Below are 20,496 nucleotides of genomic sequence, written 5' to 3'. Positions count from 1 at the left end.
TCAGGATGAGGCAAAAGATGTTGTCATTACCGCCAGACAATCTGCTTCGGCCGGGCCCGCCGGTTGCAACGCGCCCGCGCCGGGCCGCGAGATACAATCTTTCGGTGGCCAGCGAACGCTACGTGGTTCCCGGCGGCGGGGCCATTCTGGTTCAGATCGCCACAGGGGATCAGATCGAGATTGTGAATGACGAGGGCGGGCAGCATGCCGAACTTCTGGCCGCGCATCGCGACGGGCGGGTGGACAGCCAGATTCTGGGTGTGAAGGCGGATCGGCTGGCCAATGGATTACAGGCGCTGCTGTCTTCGGATCAGCCCAGTCTTGCGCGGTTGCGCAAGGGGCTGGCCGCAAGGGGGATCGAGATAAAGCGGGCGATCGGATTGTTTTCTGCCGGGACCGAACCGGGCGCCCAGGCCGACTTCACCGCAGCCGCCGAAGGGTGGCTTGTGGTCGCGGCACCCGGCGCGCCGATGGATTTCGAGCTTCAGAACACCACAACGCCGCTGACGCTGAACATCACCCGTGCAGCGCCACGCCGCAATGTCGGCTTCGCCCTGCCCGATCCGCTGGCCGATCCGATCCTTGATCTGCGGGTGAAATCCTCTACCGCCGAGGCCTATCTGGTCCGCAAGGGCGAGTTCATTCAGATCATCGATGTCGATGGCCGCCAATGTACGGATTTCCAGTGTTTCGATGCCCGCAAGCTGGATCGTGGGCAGGCGCTGCCTCTGGATGTGACGACGACCCGCACCTATCAGAACCACGCCTATCCGATGCCGGGTCTGCATGCGAAATATTACGATCAGGATCTGACACCGCTGGTCGAGGTGATTCAGGATACCTGCGGTCGGCATGATGCTTTCGCCATGGCCTGCTCGGCCAAATATTATGACGATATCGGCTATCCCGGTCATGTGAACTGCACCGATAATTTCAACGCGGCGCTGTCGCCTTACGGGGTGCCCGAGCGGCGCGGCTGGATGGCGGCGAATTTCTTCTTCAATACCTCGATCGACGAGCATGGCGTCATGTATACCGACGAGCCATGGTCCCGGCCCGGCGATTACGTCTTGCTGAGGGCTTTGACGGATATTGTCTGTGTGTCCTCGGCCTGCCCGGATGACACCTCGCCGGCCAATGGCTGGATGCTGACCGATATTCATTTACGCAGCTACGCCGCGACCGAGCGCATTCAACGCGCAGTCGCATGGCGCGCCACACCAGATTCGGAGCCGATCATGACGCGCGAGACCGCCTTCCACCAGAAATTCGCCGGAATGACGCGCGATTTCGTCGAATATCGCGGCTTCTGGCTGCCGAATTCCTTCCCGGAATGCGACGCGGTCGAAAGCTATTTCGCCTGCCGCGAGGGCGTGGTGGCCATGGATCTGTCGGCACTGCGCAAATTCGAGGTAACAGGCCCGGATGCCGAAGCCCTGATGAACTGGGTGCTGACCCGGAATGTCAGCACGCTGGGTCATGGACAGGTCGTCTATTCGGCCATGTGCTACCCGCATGGCGGCATGATCGATGACGGCACGCTGTTCCGGCTGGGCGAGCAGAATTTCCGCTGGATCGGAGGCTCTGACGAAGGCGGCGTCTGGATGCGTGAGGAAGCCGCCCGATTGGGGTTGAACGTGATGATCCGCTCGTCCACCGACCAGATGCATAATCTAGCGGTTCAGGGGCCGAAATCCCGCGAATTGCTGTCCGAGATCATCTGGACGCCTCCGCATCAGCCCGCCTTGCCGGAATTGGGTTGGTTCCGCTTTACCGTGGGCCGGATCGGCGGCGAACAGGGCGTGCCCGTCGTCGTCTCGCGCACCGGCTATACCGGAGAACTGGGTTACGAAGTGTTCTGTCACCCGAAAGACGGTGAAACGGTGTTCGATGCCGTCTGGCAGGCGGGGGAACCCCTGGGCATCAAACCGATGGGGCTGGCCGGGCTGGATCTGGTGCGGATAGAAGCCGGGCTGGTCTTTGCAGGCTATGATTTCAACGATCAGACCGATCCGTTCGAAGCCGGTATCGGCTTTACCGTTCCGCTGAAATCCAAGAACGCCGATTTCGTGGGTCGCGACGCATTGATCCGGCGCAAGGAACATCCCTCGCGCAAATTCGTGGGGCTTGAGATCGACGGTCAGGAGCCTGTGGCGCATGGCGATTGCATCCGGATCGGGCGCGCGCAGGTGGGCGAGATCTGCTCGGCCATGCGGGTGCCGCGAACCGGGCAGATGATCGCGCTGGCGCGTGTGGATATCGCCCATGCCGAGCCGGGCACGGCAGTTGAGGTGGGCCGGCTGGACGGACATCAGAAACGTATCGCGGCGAAAATCGCCTCTTTCCCGCATTACGACCCCGAAAAGAAGCGCCCCCGGTCATGATATTATCGCGGACGTCCCGGGCCCTTACCCATCGCCGCCCTGCCTTACGCCCGGAGGCCAAGGGCCGTGACGGGACGGGAGGCACTTTGAGCGCAGGTCAGACGATCCGTAGCGGAGCTGTGGCGTTGACGATATCGGGGCCGGCAACAACCCATGCGGCTGACAAGGCGGCAACACGCATCGTCGAAAATATCGGGGCGGGCTGCCGGCTCACGGGCGATATGCCAGATCATCCGGAACTGGTGAAGTGATCATGGCGGCAACCTGTTCATCATGGTGGCCGACCCCAAGCTTCCCAAGCTCAACCCCCTCTTACATGCGAATGGATGTTCAGCCGGTCCCGCGACAGAAGGCCGGCATCATCAGACATGTTCACCGACGACCGGTTTGCCAAATGGACGATATCCGCAAACGGATCACGACGTTCCTGGTAATTGTCGATACCCCGCAACCTGAGCAAAAGGACTAGATGAATGCAGCCCATGGCGCTTGGAACCACTCTGACGCTCTTACTTCTGCTTGCCTTCTTCGGGATCACCTTCGTCATCTCGTTATCCATCAGCAAGAAGCAGGAGAATGCCGACAGCTACATGACAGCGGGCAATAATGTCGGTTTCGGCATCTCGGCTGCGTCAATGACGGCCACCTGGATCTGGGCAGCATCTCTCTATGCCTCGGCGACCTCGGGCTATACCTATGGGCTTTCCGGACCGATCCATTACGGGCTGTGGGGCGCATTGATGATCCTGTTCATCTATCCCTTCGGCAAGCGCATCAGATCGCTGGCGCCCAGGGCCCATACATTGGCTGAAATCCTGCATGCCCGACATGGGCAGTCCAGCCAGTTGCTTCTTGCCGGATCGAACCTGCTTGGAAGTCTTCTCAGCCTGACGTCCAATTTCATCGCCGGAGGCGCCCTGATTTCGATGATGTCACCGCTGTCCTTCTCGACCGGAGTGCTGCTGATCGCAGGAGGGGTGCTGCTCTATACATTATGGTCCGGCATCCGGGCCTCGATGCTGACGGATTTCATTCAGGTCTGTGCCATGCTGGGCGCAGTCGTCATCGTTGTTCCCATGATCTTCTTCGCGGCGGGCGGAAGTTCGATCTTCGTTGAAGGCGCACAGAACCTGACGGCACAGCAACAAAGCTTCTTCTCATCCGACGCGTTCTTCAATCAGGGCGCGCCCTTCATCGCCGCGGTTCTGGCCTATGCGATCGGGAATCAGACCATCGCACAGCGCCTGTTCGCCGTGCGCGAAGATATGATCAAGCAAACCTTCGTCACCGCAACCGTGGGTTATGGCGCGACGGTGATCGGGGTCGGAATGCTTGGCGTGCTTGCCCTTTATATCGGTATCGACCCGGCGGATGGCGACGTCAACAATCTGATCCCGCAGCTTGCGGCTGGCTATCTGCCGCTGGCCTTCCTGTGCGTCTTCTTCATCATGATCATCGGGTCGCTCGCCTCGACCGCAGACTCGGATCTGGCGGCCATGTCGTCCATCGTCATGACCGACATCTATGGCCGCAATATCGCGGGAAAGACGGGCGCCAAGCCGCAACTCATGCTGCTGATCGGCCGCATCACCATGATCGTCGCAACCGGAATGGCAATGTATTTCGCCAGCAGCCGCTTTGATATTCTTGATCTGCTTGTTCTCGTCGGGGCGATCTGGGGAGCGCTGGTCTTTCCGGTTATCGCCAGTTTCTACTGGAACAAAGTCAACAATACCGGCTTCACCATCTCGGTCCTTGCAGCATTGGCGGTCTTCACGCTGGTGCGCACGGGCTGGCTGCCGCTGGAAGGCACAATCGCAGTCGTCACCGATCTTCTGTCGGTCGTCGGCATAGGCGTCATCGCCGGACTGATGATCTTCGGCTTTTTCGGCCTGCGGGCCGGAGTGGCGGCAGTGGTGGTAGCGATGCTGATCACCCTGCCCTTCGCACTTGGTTTCCTGCATCAATATCCGGTCCTGACCGCATCGCTTCTGGCCTATGCGGTATCGGCGATCCTGTGCGTGGTGCTTTCCTGGTTCAACAAAGATGAGTTCGATTTCGACCGGATCGCGCGTCATGCCGGCCAATTCGACACGCAAAACACCTGAGTGAAAGGATTGATGACCATGACCGAAATTCTGCTGAGCGCATATGTCCTTGTCTGGCCCGTCATTGTCGCCGGAGTGTTATTCGTTCTCGTCCGCGCCTTTCTGCGGGAAATCCGAGAGGCGCGGAAAGATGGAAGACCGATGATCTGATCCGGGAGGGGGATCGATGGATTCCCCTTCAGCTCACGGATCACGGAAAGCAGAGCCTGCGGGGAGGCACAGGCGAAACAATGAATTTTCGTGACGTCCCACACGAAGCAACAGATGGAAAGCCTTGAGAAACAAAGGGACTGAAAACAGGGAGCAACAATAATGGAATCTAACGCAGCCATGCTCTATTCAGAGCAAGTCACGCTGAGTTCGCTTGTACAGAACCTTATCTACGGTTCTGGCGCGGTCGGTGCGATCCTTGTCGTCGTCGGGCTTCTGATGATCGACGCAGGCACGACCCGCAGCGAAAATCTGTACAATTCCACCGTCGAGAAAATGGTGGGATTTTTTCTGGGTTTTACTACCTATTTCATGATCGGCTTCGGTTTCTGGGCCGGACAATATTATATCATGGAAGGTGCAACACTTGGCGATGCCCTTCATGACTGGTGGCTGGGCGGCAGCCTGGCCAACAGTCTGGCGCATCATACCGATCCGGCGATTTTCCCGGGATTGAACACATTCCAGATATTCGTGTTCTTCCTTGCCTGCTTTGCCGGGATCGTCAATGTCCTGCTGCATTTCTCGGTATCCGAGCGGATGACGGCGACCTCCTATTACATCACCGCGGTCGTGGCGACCATCGTGTCCTCGGTGCTGAGCTGGATCACCTGGGGATCGGTCGGTCCGCTGACCAATGCAGGATTCCACGATTTCTTCGGGGTCGGTTTCGTCTACCTGTTTCCGGCGGGAATGGCGGCGGCTCTGGTGCCGAAACTGGGGCAACGACCGGGCATGTTCGAGCCTCACCCCAAGGTCCCGTCATATAACGCGCCCAGCATCGGCCTTGCCGCGACCGGGCTGGTGACGATCTTTGCCGGATTGCCGATGGTGATCCTGTCATGCCTGTTCTTCTTCGATCCCGAGGCACTGGCCGTCAGCGTGACCATGGCGGATACCAGCGTCGGCATTGCGTTCAACAATTACGGTCTTGCCTGGGCGGGCGGCGCGATCACCGGGGCGATCATCTCCTACAGAACCAGGTCCTATATCTATTTCCTGTTCGGACCTCTGGCGGGCTATGTGGCCTGCGCATCCGGCTTTGATGTCTATCTGCCATGGCAGGCATTCCTTGTCGCGCTGTTCGCGCCCGTCACATGCTGGGCGGTTTACGAATTCACGCTGAAGCGCGGCATCGACGAGCATAAACTTTTCCCGCTTTTCTTCGGCGCGGGCATATATGGTTTGATCATGGTCGGGCTTATGAAGGCCGGGACACCTCGTGGAGGCTATTTCGGCATCGAAGAGGGCGCCTATGCGTTCCAGCACGGTCAGATCAGTCTTCTCATGCAGCTTGCGGGGATCGCGATCTGTATCGGTGCCGGTGTCCTGACAGGCGCGATTCTGGCCTTCCTGCTGGAACGGACCGTCGGCTTGCGCGTGCCGGTTGAAGATCAGGCTTCCGGCCTGGACGAGCTATATTGGAGCCTGAAAACCGACGAGAAACCCGCCGCACCACAACCGGCGGCCGTCTCGCCCGAGATCGGCAGAAGCGCCTGAACCGCAGCTTCCGCGACAAATGCCGTCGCCGCCCTGCATTTCCCGGGACGGCGGCGGCAGGCTGGGAAACCTGATCCCGCCGCAAAAGGCGAGAAGCACCGATGCAGCCTCCTACCGCTTGCGCGCCACGATATAGGGGCGGGCATCCCTGCGTCCGGTTGCATGGCTTTCAGACACAAGAATGTCGAAGCCTGCATCCTGTATATGCCGGTTCAGCTCTGCTGCCTTGAAAACATTTGCATAGGGCGCTTTGCCGACCATGCGCATCGCGGGCAACAAGGCAAATCCGATAAGCGGGTTCATATCGCCAACGCAGGGTGTCTTGGAGATGAAGAAGCCGTCAGCGACAAGCAAAGCACGAATGCAGCGCAGCGTATCTGACAGGTCGCGGACCAGATGGAGATAATTGAATCCCAATATCGCATCAAACCCTGCCGCATCGGGTGCAACCGTTTCCACCGCCGCTATGCGAAAGACCAGTCCGGAGATGGGATCAGCCGCGCTCTTTTCATTGGCGATCGCGATCATTCCGGCGGAAATATCCGTCGCAAGATAGCTTTCCACATCGCCCGCCAGCCGCAAAGCCGTGGTTCCCGTACCGCAACCCAACTCCAACACCCGATCCTCGGGTTCCAGCAGGGCGCGGGTCCGGTCCAGGCTGCGCTCATATCCGGCCTGATCCGCAATCGCACTCTTGGCGTATTTTCGTGAAGTCCGATCCCAGAAGCTGACGTCTTTCTCTGTGTTCATGATGCTCGCGGTACAAAATGCTCTCTGGTTGTTCGGGCAATTCTCCCAAGGCATGGTAACAGAACGGCGACAGTCGGGTCTCTTCCGGGATCGTGCGGAACTATCGTCGCGCTACAGCCTGACGAAGATGGGCATTTTTCCCCCAAGCGGATCATTGCAGTCTTATTGGTTGGCCATTTATCCGAAATAAGCACTCCTGCCGGATACGGCTTCCGCATTGGCCCGGCGCTACCGCAGCCAATCCAGAAAGCGTCGTTCCCCATCCGGTGTAAACGCGATGACACGGGACGCTGGCAGACGCCGCGCCCAGGACAGTGCCAGAATATGGTCAAGGATCATCTTGCCCACCAGACCCGCAAGGTGATGGCGGCGCTGGCTCCAGTCCAGACAGGACCGGCAAAGCGGACGATTGCTGCGCGGCAATTCCGCCGGGGTCAGACCGATTGCGGCAAGATGCGCCCACCCCTTGCCGGTAACGGTCAGATCATCGGACAACCAGCCGCCCCCGCGCATCCGGTCATGAAGCGCCACGCCCATCTCTCCGGCAAGATGGTCGTAACAGACCCGCGCCCTGCGAAGCGCGAAATCCTTTGGTCCGGTGCGCAATGGCGGAACGGAATCGCTGGAAAACACCATCAACGCCTCAAGCAGGGCCGCCACATGCGGTCCCCCAAGCTGGAAATAGCGGTGACGCCCCTGCGCTTCCATCCGCAGCACCTCGCTATCCACCAGCTTCGCCAGATGACTGCTGGCCGTCTGCTTGGTGATCCCGGCAAGACCGGCAAGCTCGGTCGCGGTCAGGGCGCGACCATCCATCAATGCCAGCAGCATTGAACAGCGGGCAGGATCCGCGACCAATGCGGCAATGCGCGCGATATCCGGGCTTTCTCTCATGGTTCGATCTTAATCGAACCATTGCATAAAGGCAATCTGCTATACAGGTGACAGCAAGGAAAGGCCAAGACATGATAACCTGCATCATCACCTATGATATAGAGCCGAACCGGCGCGACCTGTTCGAAGAATATGCCCGCAACTGGGGACAATGCATTCCGCGCTGCGGAGCCGATCTGTTCGGCTATTTCGCTCCACATGAAGGATCGGCGACGACTGCGTACGGAATCTACTCCCTGCCCTCTCTGGCGGAATACGAGAGTTATCGCGCCCGGCTGGCTGCCGATCCTCTGGGACGCGAGAATTTCGAATTCGCCCGCGATCAGGGCTTCATCCGGCGCGAGGATCGCCTGTTCGTCAAGATGGCTTCGGCGCCGCATGGGGTGCGCCCATGATCGCGGTCATCTTCGAAGTGGAAATCACCGCGGAATCCCAAACCGAATATCTTGATCTGGCGGCCCAGCTTCGCCCCTTGCTGGAAGGCATAGACGGGTTCCTTTCGATCGAGCGTTTCCGGAGTCTCACGAATCCCGAAAAAATTCTGTCGCTGTCCTTCTGGCGCGACGAAGCCGCCATCGCGCAATGGCGCAATCTGTCAGAGCACCGTGCGGCACAGACGGCCGGCCGGGATCACGTCTTTGCCGATTACCGTCTGCGGATCGCCAATGTTTCGCGCGATTACGGCATGAACGCCCGAGACGAAGCACCGGCAGACAGTCGCAATATCCATTCCGGCGGCTGAGCGGTTGCCCGGTGATTGCCGTCATATCTGACCGGCTCCGCGTCTGCCCTTCTTCACTCAAATATCCAGGGCAGCGCCGCCAACCGGCGCAGCACTAGTTCAGAAAGCCATCGGCGAAGAAGCGGCGTTTTACTGCGCGTATTGAAAATCCTCGGGGTGGTTCTCGATGCTTCCGGTCACCGCCGCGAATAACAGCGTCTTGCCGTCAATCGATTCCGGACCGCCACCGATATTGAGCCAGGTCAGTGTCTCGCTGCCGCTTTCCTCATCCCCGGCGGTCAAGAGACCATACATCGTGCCGGATTGTTCATCGTAAAGCACCGCGATCTTGTGAGCGCCGCATTGATGCTGCTCGCAACCGGTCATGGCCAGATATTCCTTGCCGTCAAAACTGACCCGCTGACCCGGAGATGTCACCGCCTTGGACTTGACCCAGTCGGGCAATTCCACTTCCCCGGCCATGTCATCGAATGCCGCTTGCATTTTCTTGTCTTCGGTCAGATCGGCCAGGGACGGTTCGGTCTTTTCACTTTGGGCGAACGAGGTCGCCGGCAGGGAAAGCACAAGCGCGATCAGGGCACAGAATCTGGTATTCATCGGTCGGACCACGGTTCTTGTTTCGGAAATTGGCGGAATGTCTTTCGCCGCGCCTCACGAAACTAGGCCAGACGAGCGGGGGCGGCAAACGAATTATATGTGATGGCACCGCTGAGCAAAGAGGGCGGCTGCGCTCTGCCGGCAACTCCTATGGCCAAACTTCGCCAGCAGCGGCAAGGTGCCGGGAACTGTGGCTTGCGTCACATCCGCATTCATGGGCAATTGGGAGATAACGCATCATCTCCGGAGGAAAAATTGAAACCGGCCGTATTTGTCGCCCTATTCGCCATATTCCCCGTCACGCTTCTTGCCGATGAAAATTACGGCAGTCTGCCGATGCGGGAACTTCTTGATCAATGCGAGGCAGCACTTGAGAACGATCCCTCCAGCGATGCCGCGAAAGAAATCGGGGAAGAGCTTCTGAGCAGGGAAGGCGTGATCTTCAATCTGCAGGACTCGACCCGCGGAATGATCTGTCTGGAGAAAATCTATGAGGACGAATTTGCCTTCGATCCGCCTTCGGGCAGATTCATGAAGATGTCCGAGGCGGCCTCTGTCGAGGGGAATCGTCCCGAACGACCGCAGCCCGGAACGATGTATGAGCGCCGCCTGAGATCGGCCTGTTATGCAAAGCTTTCGGAAGACGAATTTACCGCATTGACCGAACCGCTATGCGCGGATTTCTTCAAATCGGAAGGCTTGAGCGGCCAATAAATCCGCCGGATGTGGTCACGCCCGCCCGGAACTTGCTATCGTCGGCCATGTCAGCATGGCTGACGTGATATGAGGACCAGGCTGGACATGACGGAATCCCAGGAAAGAAAAGCGGCTGTTATTCGTGGGTTGATGAACCGCTGCCCGAATTGCGGGGAGGGAAAACTTCTGATGGGCTATCTGACGATCTCTCCCGAATGCGAAAACTGCAAGGCTCCGCTTGGAAACTATCGGGCCGCAGACGGTCCGGCGTTCTTCACCATGACGATCATGCTATTGCTTTTGATCCCGCTGATTGGCTTTACTTGGGTGCTGTTCAGACCAAGCCCGCTGACATTGCTGCTCATCGTCGGCCTGATCACGACGCTTCTGACCCTTATATTGCTGCGTATCGTGAAAGGCGCATTCATCGGCTATCTCTGGTCTCATCAGGAGCAGGACCCCGGGGCGTAGCCTTCCCTCCCAAGACGTCGTGGCGCCCGGTCAGCACCCGGCCGTCGTCGGTTCGGAATGCTCTTGTGCTTATCCGCATTTCGAATGGCCGCAATTCGGGCAGGTCATGCATCCCTCAAGCATCTGCATGCCAAACTGCCCGCAGCTTGGGCAGGCCGGGCCTTTCGGGCGTTCCCCGACGGCCACGACCTCTGCTCGGGGATCGGATTTCAGGCCCATACCCTCACCTGCCAGAAACCCGGTCGAGATCATATGCCGCTCGATCACCCCGCCGATCGCCGCCAGAATGGACGGCACATAACGGCCCTGCATCCAGGCACCGCCGCGCGGATCGAACACCGCTTTCAGTTCCTCGACCACGAAAGACACGTCCCCGCCGCGACGGAACACTGCCGAGATCATCCGCGTCAATGCTACGGTCCAGGCGAAATGCTCCATATTCTTCGAGTTGATGAACACTTCGAAGGGGCGGCGATGTCCGCCCTGCACGATGTCATTCACGGTGATATAGATCGCATGTTCGCTGCCCGGCCATTTCAGCTTGTAGGTCGACCCCTCCAACGCGGCCGGCCGGTCAAGCGGCTCTGTCAGATAGACGACATCGGCACCCCGATCGGCTTCGGGCGCGGCCTCGGTTTTTTCGGAAACGGACAGGACCGAACCGGTCACATCATTCGGGCGATAGGTCGTACAGCCCTTGCAGCCCAGATCCCACGCCGCAAGATAAACATCCTTGAAATCCTCGAAAGAGATATCTTCGGGGCAGTTGATGGTCTTGGAGATCGAGCTGTCCACCCATTCCTGCGCCGCCGCCTGCATGGCGACGTGATCGCGGGGCGCAAGGGTCTGCGCATTCACGAAGTGATCCGGCAAGGGTGCATCGCCCTTCAGATCGCGCCACATCTGCACCGCGTAATCGACCACCTCCTCCTCGGTACGGGAACCGTCCTTTTGCAGCACCTTGCGGCTATAGGCATAAGCAAAGACCGGCTCGATCCCGGAACTGACATTGCCCGCATAAAGGCTGATCGTCCCGGTCGGCGCGATCGAAGTCAGAAGCGCGTTACGGATGCCATGCGCTGCGATGGCGTCACGCACATCCGCATCCATCCGCTGCATGAAACCCGACTTCAGGAACTCATCCGCATCGAACAGCGGGAAAGCCCCCTTCTCACGCGCCAGATCGGCGCTTGCCAGATAGGCCGAACGCGCAATTGCCTTCATCCAGACCCGCGTTTGCGCAGCCGCATCCTCTGCCCCGTATCGCAGCCCCAGCATCAGCAACGCGTCCGCCAGCCCGGTGACTCCAAGCCCGATCCGACGTTTGGCCTGTGCTTCGGCGGCCTGCTGATCCAGCGGGAATTTCGAGGCATCCACCACGTTATCCATCATCCGCACGGCAGTCCGCACCAGTTCGTCAAGCGCCGCCTCATCCAGCCTTGCGGCATCCGAGAACGGTTCCGTCACCAGCCGGGCCAGGTTGATCGAGCCCAGCAGGCAGGCGCCATAGGGCGGCAATGGCTGCTCGCCGCAGGGATTGGTCGCCGAGATCGTCTCGGCGTAATGCAGATTATTCGCCTGATTGATCCGGTCGATGAAGATCACGCCGGGCTCGGCGTAATCATAGGTCGCGCGCATGATCCGGTTCCACAGATCGCGCGCCTGCAAGGTCCGATAGACCTTGTCGCCGAATTTCAGATCCCATGTGCCGTCGACCTTCACGGCCTCCATGAACGCATCCGTAACCAGCACCGACAGGTTGAACATGCGCAACCGGGCACTGTCCTGCTTGGCTTCGATGAATTGCTCGATATCCGGGTGATCGCAGCGCATCGTGGCCATCATTGCACCGCGCCGGCTGCCCGCCGACATGATCGTGCGGCACATCGCATCCCAGACATCCATGAAGGAAAGCGGCCCCGAGGCATCCGCCGCCACGCCCTTCACCTCGGCTCCCTTGGGGCGGATGGTGCTGAAATCATAGCCGATCCCGCCACCCTGCTGCATGGTCAGAGCGGCTTCTTTCAGCATGTCGAAGATGCCGCCCATATTGTCGGGGATCGTCCCCATGACAAAGCAATTGAACAGAGTGACCGTCCTGCCCGTTCCCGCTCCGGCCAGAATCCTGCCCGCGGGCAGGAATTTGAAATCCTCGAGCGCGGCATAGAAACGATCTTCCCAGATCTCCGGCTCTTTCTCGACCTGCGCAAGATCACGGGCGACGCGCCGCCAGCTATCCTCGACCGTTGCATCAACAGGTTGCCCGGCGGCATCCTTCATCCGGTATTTCATGTCCCAGATCTGTTCGGCAATTGGGGCGGCAAAGCGAGTCATCTGGCTTCCTTGGCGGCAATGGCGGAGGGGGATACAATATATGGTATTATGGGGGCGAATTCAATCTTGATTATCCGCTTCTCCAAGCGCGGCATCAAGCCCTTCCCGCACGGATTCGCATGTCTTCAAGGCCAATGTCTTTCGGGTTTCTCCGGCAACCGGAACGGGCGGAAGCAGAACCACCTCGACCCGCCCCTGATGCGGCGCGGACAGCACCGCCAGCAGATGATCCCCCAGCCCCATATCGCCCCACCAGCCGTAGAATCGCGGGTCGCACCCGCTGGGCGCGTGATAGGCAACGCTCATCGGTTGAATCGCCAGGGCTTCGGGCAGTTCGGGATCCAGAAAGCCCTGAAACAGCGTCGGTTTGAACGGCAGGACCCGCCGCCCATCGGTCGAGGTTCCCTCGGGGAAGAACAGCAACCGATGGCCCGCCCGCACGCGCGCGGCGAATTCCCTTGCCTGCTGCCGGGCGAATTTCGGATCGCGAACCACGAAATGGGTATTGGTGACGGCAGTCAGGATATTGATCCCGGGCCAGCCCCGCACCTCGGCCTTGGAAACGAAGAAGATCGGCAGCGCCGCATTCATCGTCAGGATATCCAGCCAGCTTGAATGGTTCGCCACGATGGCGCCGGGACCGCGCATGGGCTGCCCCTGGCGCCGCCAGCCAAGCCCGATGCAGATCAGCACCAGACGGCAGACGATCTGCACATGAGGCCCGGTCCACGGACGGCGGGGACCATGAAGAAGCTTTTCGATTCCGCGCATCGGCAGGATCAGGATCACACCGATCAGAAGCACCAGAATCGCAGGTATCCCGCGGCGGATAACCCGCCACCAGCCGGAAAACCCCGCCGGCCGCGCCAATGCAGGAACGTCGTCGCTTCGCCATGTCATCTCACCCGGGATGGCTTCGATGCGCTCGCGTGTTCCGCTCATTGCCCTTGCCAGCGGCTTTCGTAAAATTTCTTGTGCTTTTCGGACATGGCCGCCGTGTCCATCAGAAGGAAAACATCGGTCGTATTGAAATCCCGGTCGATATAAGCGCCATCCCCGACCCGGCCACCAAGCCGAAGATAGGCCTTGATAAGCGCGGGCATGCCGATCATCACCTCGCGCCGGTCAAGCTGGTCCGGAGGGATCAGATTCATCTGCTGATAACCTTCCGACCGGGCCGTGGGGCGCAATGTCCCGTCAGCAAGGTGATGATGGTAAAGCCAACTGAGCGACGGAGCCAGTATCCGGGGATCGGTGCCATGGAAACTGGCGACGCCGAACAGCAGTTCTATCCCCAGATCAAGAACATAATCGGCCAGGGCGTTCCACAGCAGAAACATCCCCGAGCCGCCCCGATAATCCCGGTCCACGCATGACCGGCCAAGCTCGAGAAGCGAGCGTCCCGAGGCACGCAATCTGGTCAGATCATATTCACTATCGCAATAGAAACGCCCGAATTCCTCGGCCCGAAGCCCCGGCAAAAGCCGATAAGCCCCCACGACATGATCCAGGGCATCCGCGCTGCGCCGTTTATCGATCAGGCAAAGATGATCGACAACGGGATCGAACTCGTCCCGCTCAAGCCGATTCTCATGATCAACCAGAGGGCCGTCGCCACCAAGCTCTTCGACGAAAACCCGATAGCGCAGCCTTTGCGCGGCGCGCAGATCACGCTCACTCGTGGCAATACAGATATCGAAATAAGAAGGGTCGGATTTCATCGGACCTGCCGGTATTGCCGAAATGCGCTCAGGACTGCCTGTCTAAATGTGCAAATGTCGTATTGCAACCAACTGCAAGTTCCTGCTACACGCGAAAGATGCTGCATGCGCGCGCAAAACAACCCAAAGAAGAGTAATTATTGGTCACAATGTCACGATTGATTCCACCGCAGGATCTCCAGAGTAACCCTTTTACCGTCGATAACCTGCTTTCCGGCGTTGATAAAATTCACGGTAATCCGGTCGCCGATACGCGATTGCACCTGTCCTTCTCCCCATTCCGGAGCACCGGGATGCCGGACGATCATTCCGGGTTCGAGAAGTTCATTCATGATTAATCCTTTAATGTCAGTTTCGGAAGGTACATTCTGATGAGTGCCCATACAATGCGTATCGATCCCCGCCAGTTGGCGACACTGGTTGGTTCCCGGCTGTGCCATGATCTTGTTTCTCCGATCGGGGCGATCGGCAATGGCATAGAACTGCTTGAACTTTCGGACGATTTCCCTGGCCTGACCCAGACACCCGAAATGCGCCTTATTGCAGATTCGGTCAGCGCCGCGCAAAACCGGTTGCAGTCATTCAGAATCGCTTTCGGTCATGCCTCGTCGGATCAGTCGATCACCACGGCGCAGCTGAAGAAACTGCTATCCGGCATGATGGCACATCGACGGATCAAGGTTGATCTGATTGCCTACGGCACATTTCCGCACGATCACATCCGGATGGTCTTGCTTGCCACGATGTGCCTTGAACATGCCCTGTCCAAAGGCGGAAACGTCACGGTTCGGCATTCCGAAACCGGCTGGAAACTGACGGCGGATGCCGAAGAAACCCGGGCCGATACCGCCCTGTGGGCCTGGCTGGATCAAACCGAAACCCCGCCGCAGCGCAACCCTAGCCCTTCGCCGTCAGAGGTTCAGTTTCTCCTGCTTGCGGAAGCGGCGGCGGATTGTGGCCGCGCATTAAGCTGGGAACTGACCGGGCGCGGCGCCGGAATCGCGTTCTGAAATTCGAAAAGACCGCCCCGGCTGACAAAGGGGCGGTCCCGCCGGAGATCCGGCCTAGCCTCTGATCGTTCCCTGCCCCGTAACCAGATATTTGAAGCTGGTCAGTTGCTCGGCTCCGACCGGGCCGCGGGCATGCAGTTTTCCTGTTGCGATACCGATTTCCGCCCCCATGCCGAATTCGCCGCCATCGGCAAATTGCGTCGAGGCGTTCCGCATGAGGATCGCGCTGTCCAACCCGGCAAAGAACGCCTCGGCCGTCGCGTCATTGTCGGTCAGGATCGATTCGGTATGCTGGCTTCCATATTCCCGGATATGCGCAATCGCTTCGTCAACGCCGTCCACAAGCCGGGTCGCGATGATCATGTCCAGAAATTCCCGCCCGAAATCATCAGGCTGCGCGCGAACGGTTCCCGATATCTTCGACAACTCGCCTTCCGCCCGGACCTCGACACCCGCGGCGATCAGATCCTCGATGACCGCCGCGCCGTGTTTCGTATAGAATTGCCAGTCAATCAGCAGACATTCGGCCGCACCGCAAATGCCCGTGCGCCGCGTCTTGGCGTTCAGCACCACCTTGCGGGCCATGTCGGGATCCGCATCGCGATCCACATAGACATGACAGATCCCTTCAAGATGCGCGAAGACCGGCACCCGCGCCTCTCGCTGTACAAGCCCGACCAATCCCTTGCCGCCACGTGGAATGATGACATCGATCAGGCCCTGCGCGGTCAGCATCGCACTGACCGCCGCACGGTCACGGGTGGGAACAAGCTGAATGGCGGCCTCGGGCAATTTCGCCTGACGCAATCCTTCAACCAGACAGGCGTGGATCGCTTCTGACGAATGCAGGCTTTCCGAGCCGCCGCGCAGGATCACCGCATTCCCGGATTTCAAGGCAAGCGCGCCAGCATCCGCCGTCACATTCGGACGGCTTTCATAGATCACGCCCAGCACGCCGATCGGTGTGCGGACGCGCTGGATATGCAACCCGGTCGGACGGTCCCATTCATCGATGACCGCACCGATCGGATCCGGCTGCTCGGCCACGGCACGCAAGCCGTCCTCGATCCCGCGCAACCGGTCGTCATCCAGCCGAAGCCGGTCGATCATCGCGTCGGACAGGCCCTTTTCGCGACCATATTCCAGGTCGCGCGCATTCGCCGCAAGAATTTCGGGCGCACGTTTGCGAATTTCATAGGCTGCGCCGATCAATGCGGCATGTTTCCGTTCGGCCGGGGCTTGCGCCAATTCCGTCGCGGCCGCGCGCGCGGCTTCGCCCATTTTCGCGATCAACGCCTCTGCTTCGACCATGTCCTTCATCGCATGTCACCCAGTTTGCCGAATGAGACGCCCGATTTCTGCGCCCCTGCATTTCGCCTGCCCTACATAAACAGGTCTGTCGCAAAACAGGAGTCCCGAAATGCAAATCCGTTTCCGTCCGATCCCGACCGCGTTAGCACAGGCATGGCGCAACGGCGCGGCTGACGTCTATGGTCTGGCACCCGAACATGTCGCAGCCTCACCCGGCAATGGCACGCCCTGCCGTCACTGCATGGAGCAGGTGCCCGAAGGCGAACCTTATCTGATCGTCGCGCATAGGCCATTCGAGGGGCTGAACCCCTATACCGAATCCGGCCCGATCTTCCTTTGCGCCGCGGAATGCGCGGCGGGAGGGCCGGATTTCCCCGCGGGCTTTCTGCGATCAAAGCAATATATCGTCCGCGGCTATTCCTCCGACGAACGTATCGTCTATGGAACCGGCGGAGTCGTCCCGACCGGAGAAATCGAGGCCCGGTGCCGCGAATTGTTCACGCGGGACGAGATCGCATTCATCCATATCCGCTCCGCCAGCAATAATTGTTTCCACTGCCGGGTCGAGCGCGGATAAGACGATAATCAGGCGGCGCGGACCGCAGCCCGATAAGCGTCGAATTCCGTAACGATCCGGCGCGGCTGCTCCTCTCGCGAAAAATAGCCGAACATCTGCTCCAGAGCGTTATCGGCTTCTTTTCCGTTCTGACGGCTGGCGATGCTTTGCGGTTGTGTATCTTGGCTCATATCTGATCTGCCATATTCGAGTGGTTTCCCCCCGCATCCGTGCAGATATGACCGTCGACGCCCGAATTCCAGTGCCGCGACGTGGCGTCACATGGCTGCGCAAGGCAGCCATGCAATAACCGCCCTAGCCGATCCGCACCATCCGGTGCTTTTTTCGGCCGACAGAAACCTTCAGACCATCACCGATCATTTCCGCATCGACAGGCAGCAAAGGATCACTGACGGAATCGTTGTTCAGACGCAGCCCGCCTTCGGCGATCAGCCGCTTGGCTTCCTTGCCGCTTGTCGTGATACCGGTCTTGACCAGCATCTGAACCACACTCAGCCCATCATCAAGCGCATCCGCAGGCAACAGAGCAACCTCCAGATCGCCGCCCGTGCCGCCCTGTTCAAAGACTTCCCGCGCGGTTGCTTCGGCGCTCGCCGCCGCATCGGCGCCATGCAGAAGCGTCGTGACCTCATTGGCCAGACGGATCTTCGCCTCGTTGATCTCCGAGCCTTGCAAGCCTGCGAGACGATTGCATTCCTCGACCGGCAATTCGGTATAAAGCTTCAGAAACCGTCCCACATCGGCATCGGTCGTATTGCGCCAGAATTGCCAGAATTCATAGGGCGACAGCATCCCGCCATTCAGCCAGACGGCACCGCCCTGCGACTTGCCCATCTTGCGCCCGTCGCTGGTCGTCAGCAGGGGCGAGGTCAGCCCCCAGATCACCTTGTCATCCACACGCCGGGTCAGATCGATCCCGTTGACGATATTTCCCCATTGATCCGAGCCACCCATCTGAAGCTGGCAGCCATAGCGGCGATTCAACTCAAGGAAATCATAGGCTTGCAGGATCATGTAGTTGAATTCAAGGAAGGATAGCGACTGCTCGCGGTCCAGCCGCGACTTGACCGACTCGAATGATAGCATCCGGTTGACGCTGAAATGCCGGCCGATATCGCGCAGGAACTCCAGATAGTTCAACCCGTCCAGCCATTCGGCGTTGTTCAGCATCAGTGCCTGTCCGTCGCCGTAAACAAGATAGCGCGCGAACACCTGCTGCATCCCGTCGATATTGCCTTGAATCGCGGCATCATCCAGCAATGGCCGTTCATCCGCGCGGAAAGACGGATCGCCCACCTTGGTCGTCCCGCCGCCCATCAGCGTGATCGGCTGGTTACCGGTTTTCTGGAGCCAGCGCAGCATCATGATATTCAGCAGATGCCCGACATGCAGGCTGGCCGCCGTCGCATCATAGCCGATATAGGCCGTTACCGGACCGGCCAGCAGCGCCTTGTCCAGACCTTCGTAATCGGTGCAATCGGCCAGATAGCCGCGTTCGGACATGATCTGCAGAAAATCGGATTTGGGCTGGTAGGTCATGGGTGTTTCCTTTGCTGCGCTGCGGATATACCGGCTGCGAGAGCAAAGGAAAAGCCATGATGATCCGCGTTCTGGGAATGATGTCGGGAACCTCGCTGGACGGAGTCGATGCGGCGATGATCGAGACGGACGGCATCCGTATCGGCGGATTTGGCCGCAGCGGTTATCGCGCCTATTCGGATAACGAGGCCGCCGTGCTGCATGCGGCGCTTGGCCACTGGCACGGCGATGCGGGGGTGGAGGACGCAGCGGAGATCTCGGTCGTCAGCCATGCGGCACTGGCGGCGGATTTTCCCGAGGCGGAACTGATCGGCTATCACGGCCAGACTTTGGCGCATGACCCGCAGGGCCGTGGCACCCATCAGGCCGGGGACGGCGCGGCGCTTGCCCGTCTGACGGACCGCCCCGTCGTGTGGGATTTTCGCAGCGAGGATGTCCGGCAGGGTGGCGAAGGCGCTCCGCTTGCACCGTTTTTTCACTGGGCCTGCGCGGAATGGGCCATCGCGCAGGGGTATTTGCCCGCAGAACCCGTAGCCTTCCTGAATCTCGGCGGGGTCGGGAATATTACCTGGACCGATCCCTCTGCCTCCGCGCCCGAGGCCCCGGGCGCCTGCATCGCCTTCGATACCGGCCCTGCCAACGCGCCGATCAACGACCTGATGCGCAGTCGCCTGCACCGGGAACGGGACGAAGGCGGCAGGCTGGCCAGTTCGGGACAGATTGACCATGCCATTCTGACAGAATTCCTGCGCCATCCGTATTTCGAGCGCCCGCCGCCGAAATCTCTGGATCGGGATCAGTTTTCAGGGCTTTCCCAGGCGGTTTCCCATTTGACCGATGCCGATGCGGCGGCCACGCTGGTCGCGGCATTGGCGGGTTCGGTCGCGGTGGGGCTGCGCTGGCTGCCCTCGGCTCCGGCGGTTCTTCTGGTCTGTGGCGGCGGGCGTCATAACATCGCGATCATGGAAGCATTGCGCGCAGAGCTGCCAACCAGGGTGCAGCCCGTCGAATCGGCGGGTCTGGACGGCGATATGCTTGAAGCACAGGCCTTCGGCTGGCTGGCGGCCCGCGTCTTGCAAGGGCTTCCGACCTCCGGCCCCATGACGACCGGAGTTCCAGCGCCGGTTTGCGGAGGGCGGATCAGCCACAGCCGGTAAATGCGGCTTGCCTCTTCCTCTGTCACCAAATGCGGTTATCACGCCGCGATTTCGTCTGACATACCGGGAAGATGGTGCAAAATCAGCTTTGTGGCACTCATCCCCGGACGGCATCACAAGGCAACTCGGGTATTCTCTTCTGATCCACGGATGTTTTTTCCCATGCTGTCTTGACGTGTCGCCACGCTACGCTTAAACCCCGCTCACCCCGGCGGGCGATCAGCCGGGGAAGGTGAGTGTGCGGTTGTAGCTCAGTTGGTTAGAGTACCGGCCTGTCACGCCGGGGGTCGCGGGTTCGAGCCCCGTCAACCGCGCCACTTGCACCTTTTCGCCCGGATAAATGCGCGGTTGTAGCTCAGTTGGTTAGAGTACCGGCCTGTCACGCCGGGGGTCGCGGGTTCGAGCCCCGTCAACCGCGCCACTATCCCCTTTTTGTCATTTTGATGATGCCCTGCACCGATTTTCCTCACCGGTCACCGATACAAGCGGACTTCG

21 protein-coding genes and 2 tRNA genes are annotated in these 20,496 nt (G+C 59.6%); 13 read left to right on the top strand and 10 right to left on the bottom strand.

The features are described 5' to 3' along the window. The first annotated feature begins 17 nt into the window (after nt 1–17). The 4 genes from D3P04_RS04615 (at nt 18) to D3P04_RS04600 (ending at nt 6,202) form a co-directional block, all read left to right on the top strand. Complete coding sequence (locus D3P04_RS04615; protein ID WP_119746385.1) at nt 18–2,384, top strand: DUF1989 domain-containing protein; 2,367 nt, start codon at nt 18–20, stop codon at nt 2,382–2,384. A 473-nt stretch (nt 2,385–2,857) separates the two neighbouring features. After that, nucleotides 2,858–4,492 carry a sodium:solute symporter family transporter gene (locus tag D3P04_RS04605; protein WP_119746382.1) on the top strand — a complete coding sequence of 545 codons (1,635 nt, stop codon included), beginning with the start codon at nt 2,858–2,860 and terminating at the stop codon, nt 4,490–4,492. An 18-nt stretch (nt 4,493–4,510) separates the two neighbouring features. After that, nucleotides 4,511–4,642 (top strand): putative transporter small subunit, encoded by a 132-nt coding sequence (locus D3P04_RS23520; RefSeq protein WP_220475265.1) that lies wholly within the window; start codon nt 4,511–4,513, stop codon nt 4,640–4,642. A 162-nt stretch (nt 4,643–4,804) separates the two neighbouring features. Next, nucleotides 4,805–6,202 (top strand): ammonium transporter family protein, encoded by a 1,398-nt coding sequence (locus tag D3P04_RS04600; RefSeq protein ID WP_119746380.1) that lies wholly within the window; start codon nt 4,805–4,807, stop codon nt 6,200–6,202. A gap of 111 nt (nt 6,203–6,313) precedes the next feature. Here the strand turns inward: D3P04_RS04600 and D3P04_RS04595 are convergent, their stop codons facing one another. Both D3P04_RS04595 and D3P04_RS04590 read right to left on the bottom strand, forming a co-directional pair. After that, complete coding sequence (locus D3P04_RS04595) at nt 6,314–6,952, bottom strand: class I SAM-dependent methyltransferase (protein WP_119746378.1); 639 nt, start codon at nt 6,950–6,952, stop codon at nt 6,314–6,316. 228 nt (nt 6,953–7,180) lie between these two features. Further along, nucleotides 7,181–7,846, bottom strand: a complete 666-nt coding sequence (locus D3P04_RS04590; protein ID WP_119746376.1) for an ArsR/SmtB family transcription factor — start codon at nt 7,844–7,846, stop codon at nt 7,181–7,183. 71 nt (nt 7,847–7,917) lie between these two features. Here D3P04_RS04590 and D3P04_RS04585 point away from each other — a divergent pair, with 71 nt between their 5' ends. After that, complete coding sequence (locus D3P04_RS04585) at nt 7,918–8,241, top strand: NIPSNAP family protein (protein WP_119746374.1); 324 nt, start codon at nt 7,918–7,920, stop codon at nt 8,239–8,241. Next, a complete protein-coding gene (locus tag D3P04_RS04580; RefSeq protein ID WP_119746372.1) occupies nt 8,238–8,588 on the top strand; it encodes an antibiotic biosynthesis monooxygenase family protein in 351 nt (116 codons plus the stop codon). Before D3P04_RS04585 ends, D3P04_RS04580 begins: the two co-directional genes overlap by 4 nt. A 129-nt stretch (nt 8,589–8,717) precedes the next feature. Here D3P04_RS04580 and D3P04_RS04575 read toward each other — a convergent pair whose 3' ends face one another. Next, on the bottom strand, nt 8,718–9,185 hold the full coding sequence (locus D3P04_RS04575; protein WP_119746370.1) for an Ivy family c-type lysozyme inhibitor: 468 nt from the start codon (nt 9,183–9,185) through the stop codon (nt 8,718–8,720). Between the two features lie 255 nt (nt 9,186–9,440). On the opposite strand from D3P04_RS04575, the gene D3P04_RS04570 reads away from it, so the two are divergent. Together D3P04_RS04570 and D3P04_RS04565 are read left to right on the top strand one after the other, a co-directional pair. After that, entirely contained in the window at nt 9,441–9,899 is a 459-nt protein-coding gene (locus D3P04_RS04570) for a hypothetical protein (RefSeq protein WP_147391883.1), read from the top strand. Between the two features lie 171 nt (nt 9,900–10,070). Beyond that, complete coding sequence (locus D3P04_RS04565; protein ID WP_232844879.1) at nt 10,071–10,352, top strand: DUF983 domain-containing protein; 282 nt, start codon at nt 10,071–10,073, stop codon at nt 10,350–10,352. A 69-nt stretch (nt 10,353–10,421) separates the two neighbouring features. Here the strand turns inward: D3P04_RS04565 and D3P04_RS04560 are convergent, their stop codons facing one another. From D3P04_RS04560 to D3P04_RS04545, 4 genes are all read right to left on the bottom strand, one after another. Next, complete coding sequence (locus tag D3P04_RS04560) at nt 10,422–12,686, bottom strand: adenosylcobalamin-dependent ribonucleoside-diphosphate reductase (protein ID WP_119746366.1); 2,265 nt, start codon at nt 12,684–12,686, stop codon at nt 10,422–10,424. Nucleotides 12,687–12,746: 60 nt separating this feature from the next. Further along, a complete protein-coding gene (locus tag D3P04_RS04555) occupies nt 12,747–13,628 on the bottom strand; it encodes a lysophospholipid acyltransferase family protein (RefSeq protein ID WP_232844878.1) in 882 nt (293 codons plus the stop codon). Further along, on the bottom strand, nt 13,625–14,407 hold the full coding sequence (locus tag D3P04_RS04550; RefSeq protein ID WP_119746364.1) for a GNAT family N-acetyltransferase: 783 nt from the start codon (nt 14,405–14,407) through the stop codon (nt 13,625–13,627). Before D3P04_RS04550 ends, D3P04_RS04555 begins: the two co-directional genes overlap by 4 nt. A gap of 152 nt (nt 14,408–14,559) precedes the next feature. Beyond that, on the bottom strand, nt 14,560–14,739 hold the full coding sequence (locus D3P04_RS04545) for a DUF3553 domain-containing protein (protein ID WP_119746362.1): 180 nt from the start codon (nt 14,737–14,739) through the stop codon (nt 14,560–14,562). Nucleotides 14,740–14,778: 39 nt separating this feature from the next. Here D3P04_RS04545 and D3P04_RS04540 point away from each other — a divergent pair, with 39 nt between their 5' ends. Beyond that, nucleotides 14,779–15,417, top strand: a complete 639-nt coding sequence (locus tag D3P04_RS04540; protein ID WP_119746360.1) for a histidine phosphotransferase family protein — start codon at nt 14,779–14,781, stop codon at nt 15,415–15,417. A 54-nt stretch (nt 15,418–15,471) separates the two neighbouring features. On the opposite strand, the gene D3P04_RS04535 is transcribed toward D3P04_RS04540, so the two are convergent. Further along, nucleotides 15,472–16,737 carry a glutamate-5-semialdehyde dehydrogenase gene (locus tag D3P04_RS04535; RefSeq protein WP_119746358.1) on the bottom strand — a complete coding sequence of 422 codons (1,266 nt, stop codon included), beginning with the start codon at nt 16,735–16,737 and terminating at the stop codon, nt 15,472–15,474. Between the two features lie 100 nt (nt 16,738–16,837). Between D3P04_RS04535 and D3P04_RS04530 the strand changes: the two genes are divergently transcribed. Beyond that, on the top strand, nt 16,838–17,305 hold the full coding sequence (locus tag D3P04_RS04530) for a DUF1203 domain-containing protein (protein WP_119746356.1): 468 nt from the start codon (nt 16,838–16,840) through the stop codon (nt 17,303–17,305). An 8-nt stretch (nt 17,306–17,313) separates the two neighbouring features. Here the strand turns inward: D3P04_RS04530 and D3P04_RS23255 are convergent, their stop codons facing one another. Beyond that, entirely contained in the window at nt 17,314–17,475 is a 162-nt protein-coding gene (locus D3P04_RS23255; RefSeq protein ID WP_182912729.1) for a hypothetical protein, read from the bottom strand. A 124-nt stretch (nt 17,476–17,599) separates the two neighbouring features. Further along, on the bottom strand, nt 17,600–18,844 hold the full coding sequence (gene tyrS / locus D3P04_RS04525) for a tyrosine--tRNA ligase (protein WP_119746354.1): 1,245 nt from the start codon (nt 18,842–18,844) through the stop codon (nt 17,600–17,602). A gap of 56 nt (nt 18,845–18,900) precedes the next feature. Between tyrS and D3P04_RS04520 the strand changes: the two genes are divergently transcribed. The 3 genes from D3P04_RS04520 (at nt 18,901) to D3P04_RS04510 (ending at nt 20,422) form a co-directional block, all read left to right on the top strand. After that, on the top strand, nt 18,901–20,001 hold the full coding sequence (locus D3P04_RS04520) for an anhydro-N-acetylmuramic acid kinase (protein WP_119746353.1): 1,101 nt from the start codon (nt 18,901–18,903) through the stop codon (nt 19,999–20,001). A 240-nt stretch (nt 20,002–20,241) separates the two neighbouring features. Further along, nucleotides 20,242–20,318: transfer RNA gene (locus D3P04_RS04515), tRNA-Asp, on the top strand. A gap of 27 nt (nt 20,319–20,345) precedes the next feature. After that, nucleotides 20,346–20,422: transfer RNA gene (locus tag D3P04_RS04510), tRNA-Asp, on the top strand. The last annotated feature ends 74 nt before the right edge of the window (nt 20,423–20,496 follow it).

It is taken from the genome of Paracoccus onubensis (genome assembly GCF_003591515.1).
Taxonomy (GTDB): domain Bacteria; phylum Pseudomonadota; class Alphaproteobacteria; order Rhodobacterales; family Rhodobacteraceae; genus Paracoccus; species Paracoccus onubensis.
Note: the sequence above shows the minus strand (reverse complement) of the source record. Positions and strands in the feature narration are given on the sequence as shown.

Coding starts and splice junctions, on each gene's coding strand:
- D3P04_RS04615 (WP_119746385.1), top strand. CDS start 18: ATGTTGTCATTACCGCCAGACAATCTGCTTCGGCCGGGCCCGCCGGTT.
- D3P04_RS04605 (WP_119746382.1), top strand. CDS start 2,858: ATGCAGCCCATGGCGCTTGGAACCACTCTGACGCTCTTACTTCTGCTT.
- D3P04_RS23520 (WP_220475265.1), top strand. CDS start 4,511: ATGACCGAAATTCTGCTGAGCGCATATGTCCTTGTCTGGCCCGTCATT.
- D3P04_RS04600 (WP_119746380.1), top strand. CDS start 4,805: ATGGAATCTAACGCAGCCATGCTCTATTCAGAGCAAGTCACGCTGAGT.
- D3P04_RS04595 (WP_119746378.1), bottom strand. CDS start 6,952: ATGAACACAGAGAAAGACGTCAGCTTCTGGGATCGGACTTCACGAAAA.
- D3P04_RS04590 (WP_119746376.1), bottom strand. CDS start 7,846: ATGAGAGAAAGCCCGGATATCGCGCGCATTGCCGCATTGGTCGCGGAT.
- D3P04_RS04585 (WP_119746374.1), top strand. CDS start 7,918: ATGATAACCTGCATCATCACCTATGATATAGAGCCGAACCGGCGCGAC.
- D3P04_RS04580 (WP_119746372.1), top strand. CDS start 8,238: ATGATCGCGGTCATCTTCGAAGTGGAAATCACCGCGGAATCCCAAACC.
- D3P04_RS04575 (WP_119746370.1), bottom strand. CDS start 9,185: ATGAATACCAGATTCTGTGCCCTGATCGCGCTTGTGCTTTCCCTGCCG.
- D3P04_RS04565 (WP_232844879.1), top strand. CDS start 10,071: ATGGGCTATCTGACGATCTCTCCCGAATGCGAAAACTGCAAGGCTCCG.
- D3P04_RS04560 (WP_119746366.1), bottom strand. CDS start 12,686: ATGACTCGCTTTGCCGCCCCAATTGCCGAACAGATCTGGGACATGAAA.
- D3P04_RS04555 (WP_232844878.1), bottom strand. CDS start 13,628: ATGAGCGGAACACGCGAGCGCATCGAAGCCATCCCGGGTGAGATGACA.
- D3P04_RS04550 (WP_119746364.1), bottom strand. CDS start 14,407: ATGAAATCCGACCCTTCTTATTTCGATATCTGTATTGCCACGAGTGAG.
- D3P04_RS04545 (WP_119746362.1), bottom strand. CDS start 14,739: ATGAATGAACTTCTCGAACCCGGAATGATCGTCCGGCATCCCGGTGCT.
- D3P04_RS04540 (WP_119746360.1), top strand. CDS start 14,779: ATGAGTGCCCATACAATGCGTATCGATCCCCGCCAGTTGGCGACACTG.
- D3P04_RS04535 (WP_119746358.1), bottom strand. CDS start 16,737: ATGAAGGACATGGTCGAAGCAGAGGCGTTGATCGCGAAAATGGGCGAA.
- D3P04_RS04530 (WP_119746356.1), top strand. CDS start 16,838: ATGCAAATCCGTTTCCGTCCGATCCCGACCGCGTTAGCACAGGCATGG.
- D3P04_RS23255 (WP_182912729.1), bottom strand. CDS start 17,475: ATGAGCCAAGATACACAACCGCAAAGCATCGCCAGCCGTCAGAACGGA.
- tyrS (WP_119746354.1), bottom strand. CDS start 18,844: ATGACCTACCAGCCCAAATCCGATTTTCTGCAGATCATGTCCGAACGC.
- D3P04_RS04520 (WP_119746353.1), top strand. CDS start 18,901: ATGATGATCCGCGTTCTGGGAATGATGTCGGGAACCTCGCTGGACGGA.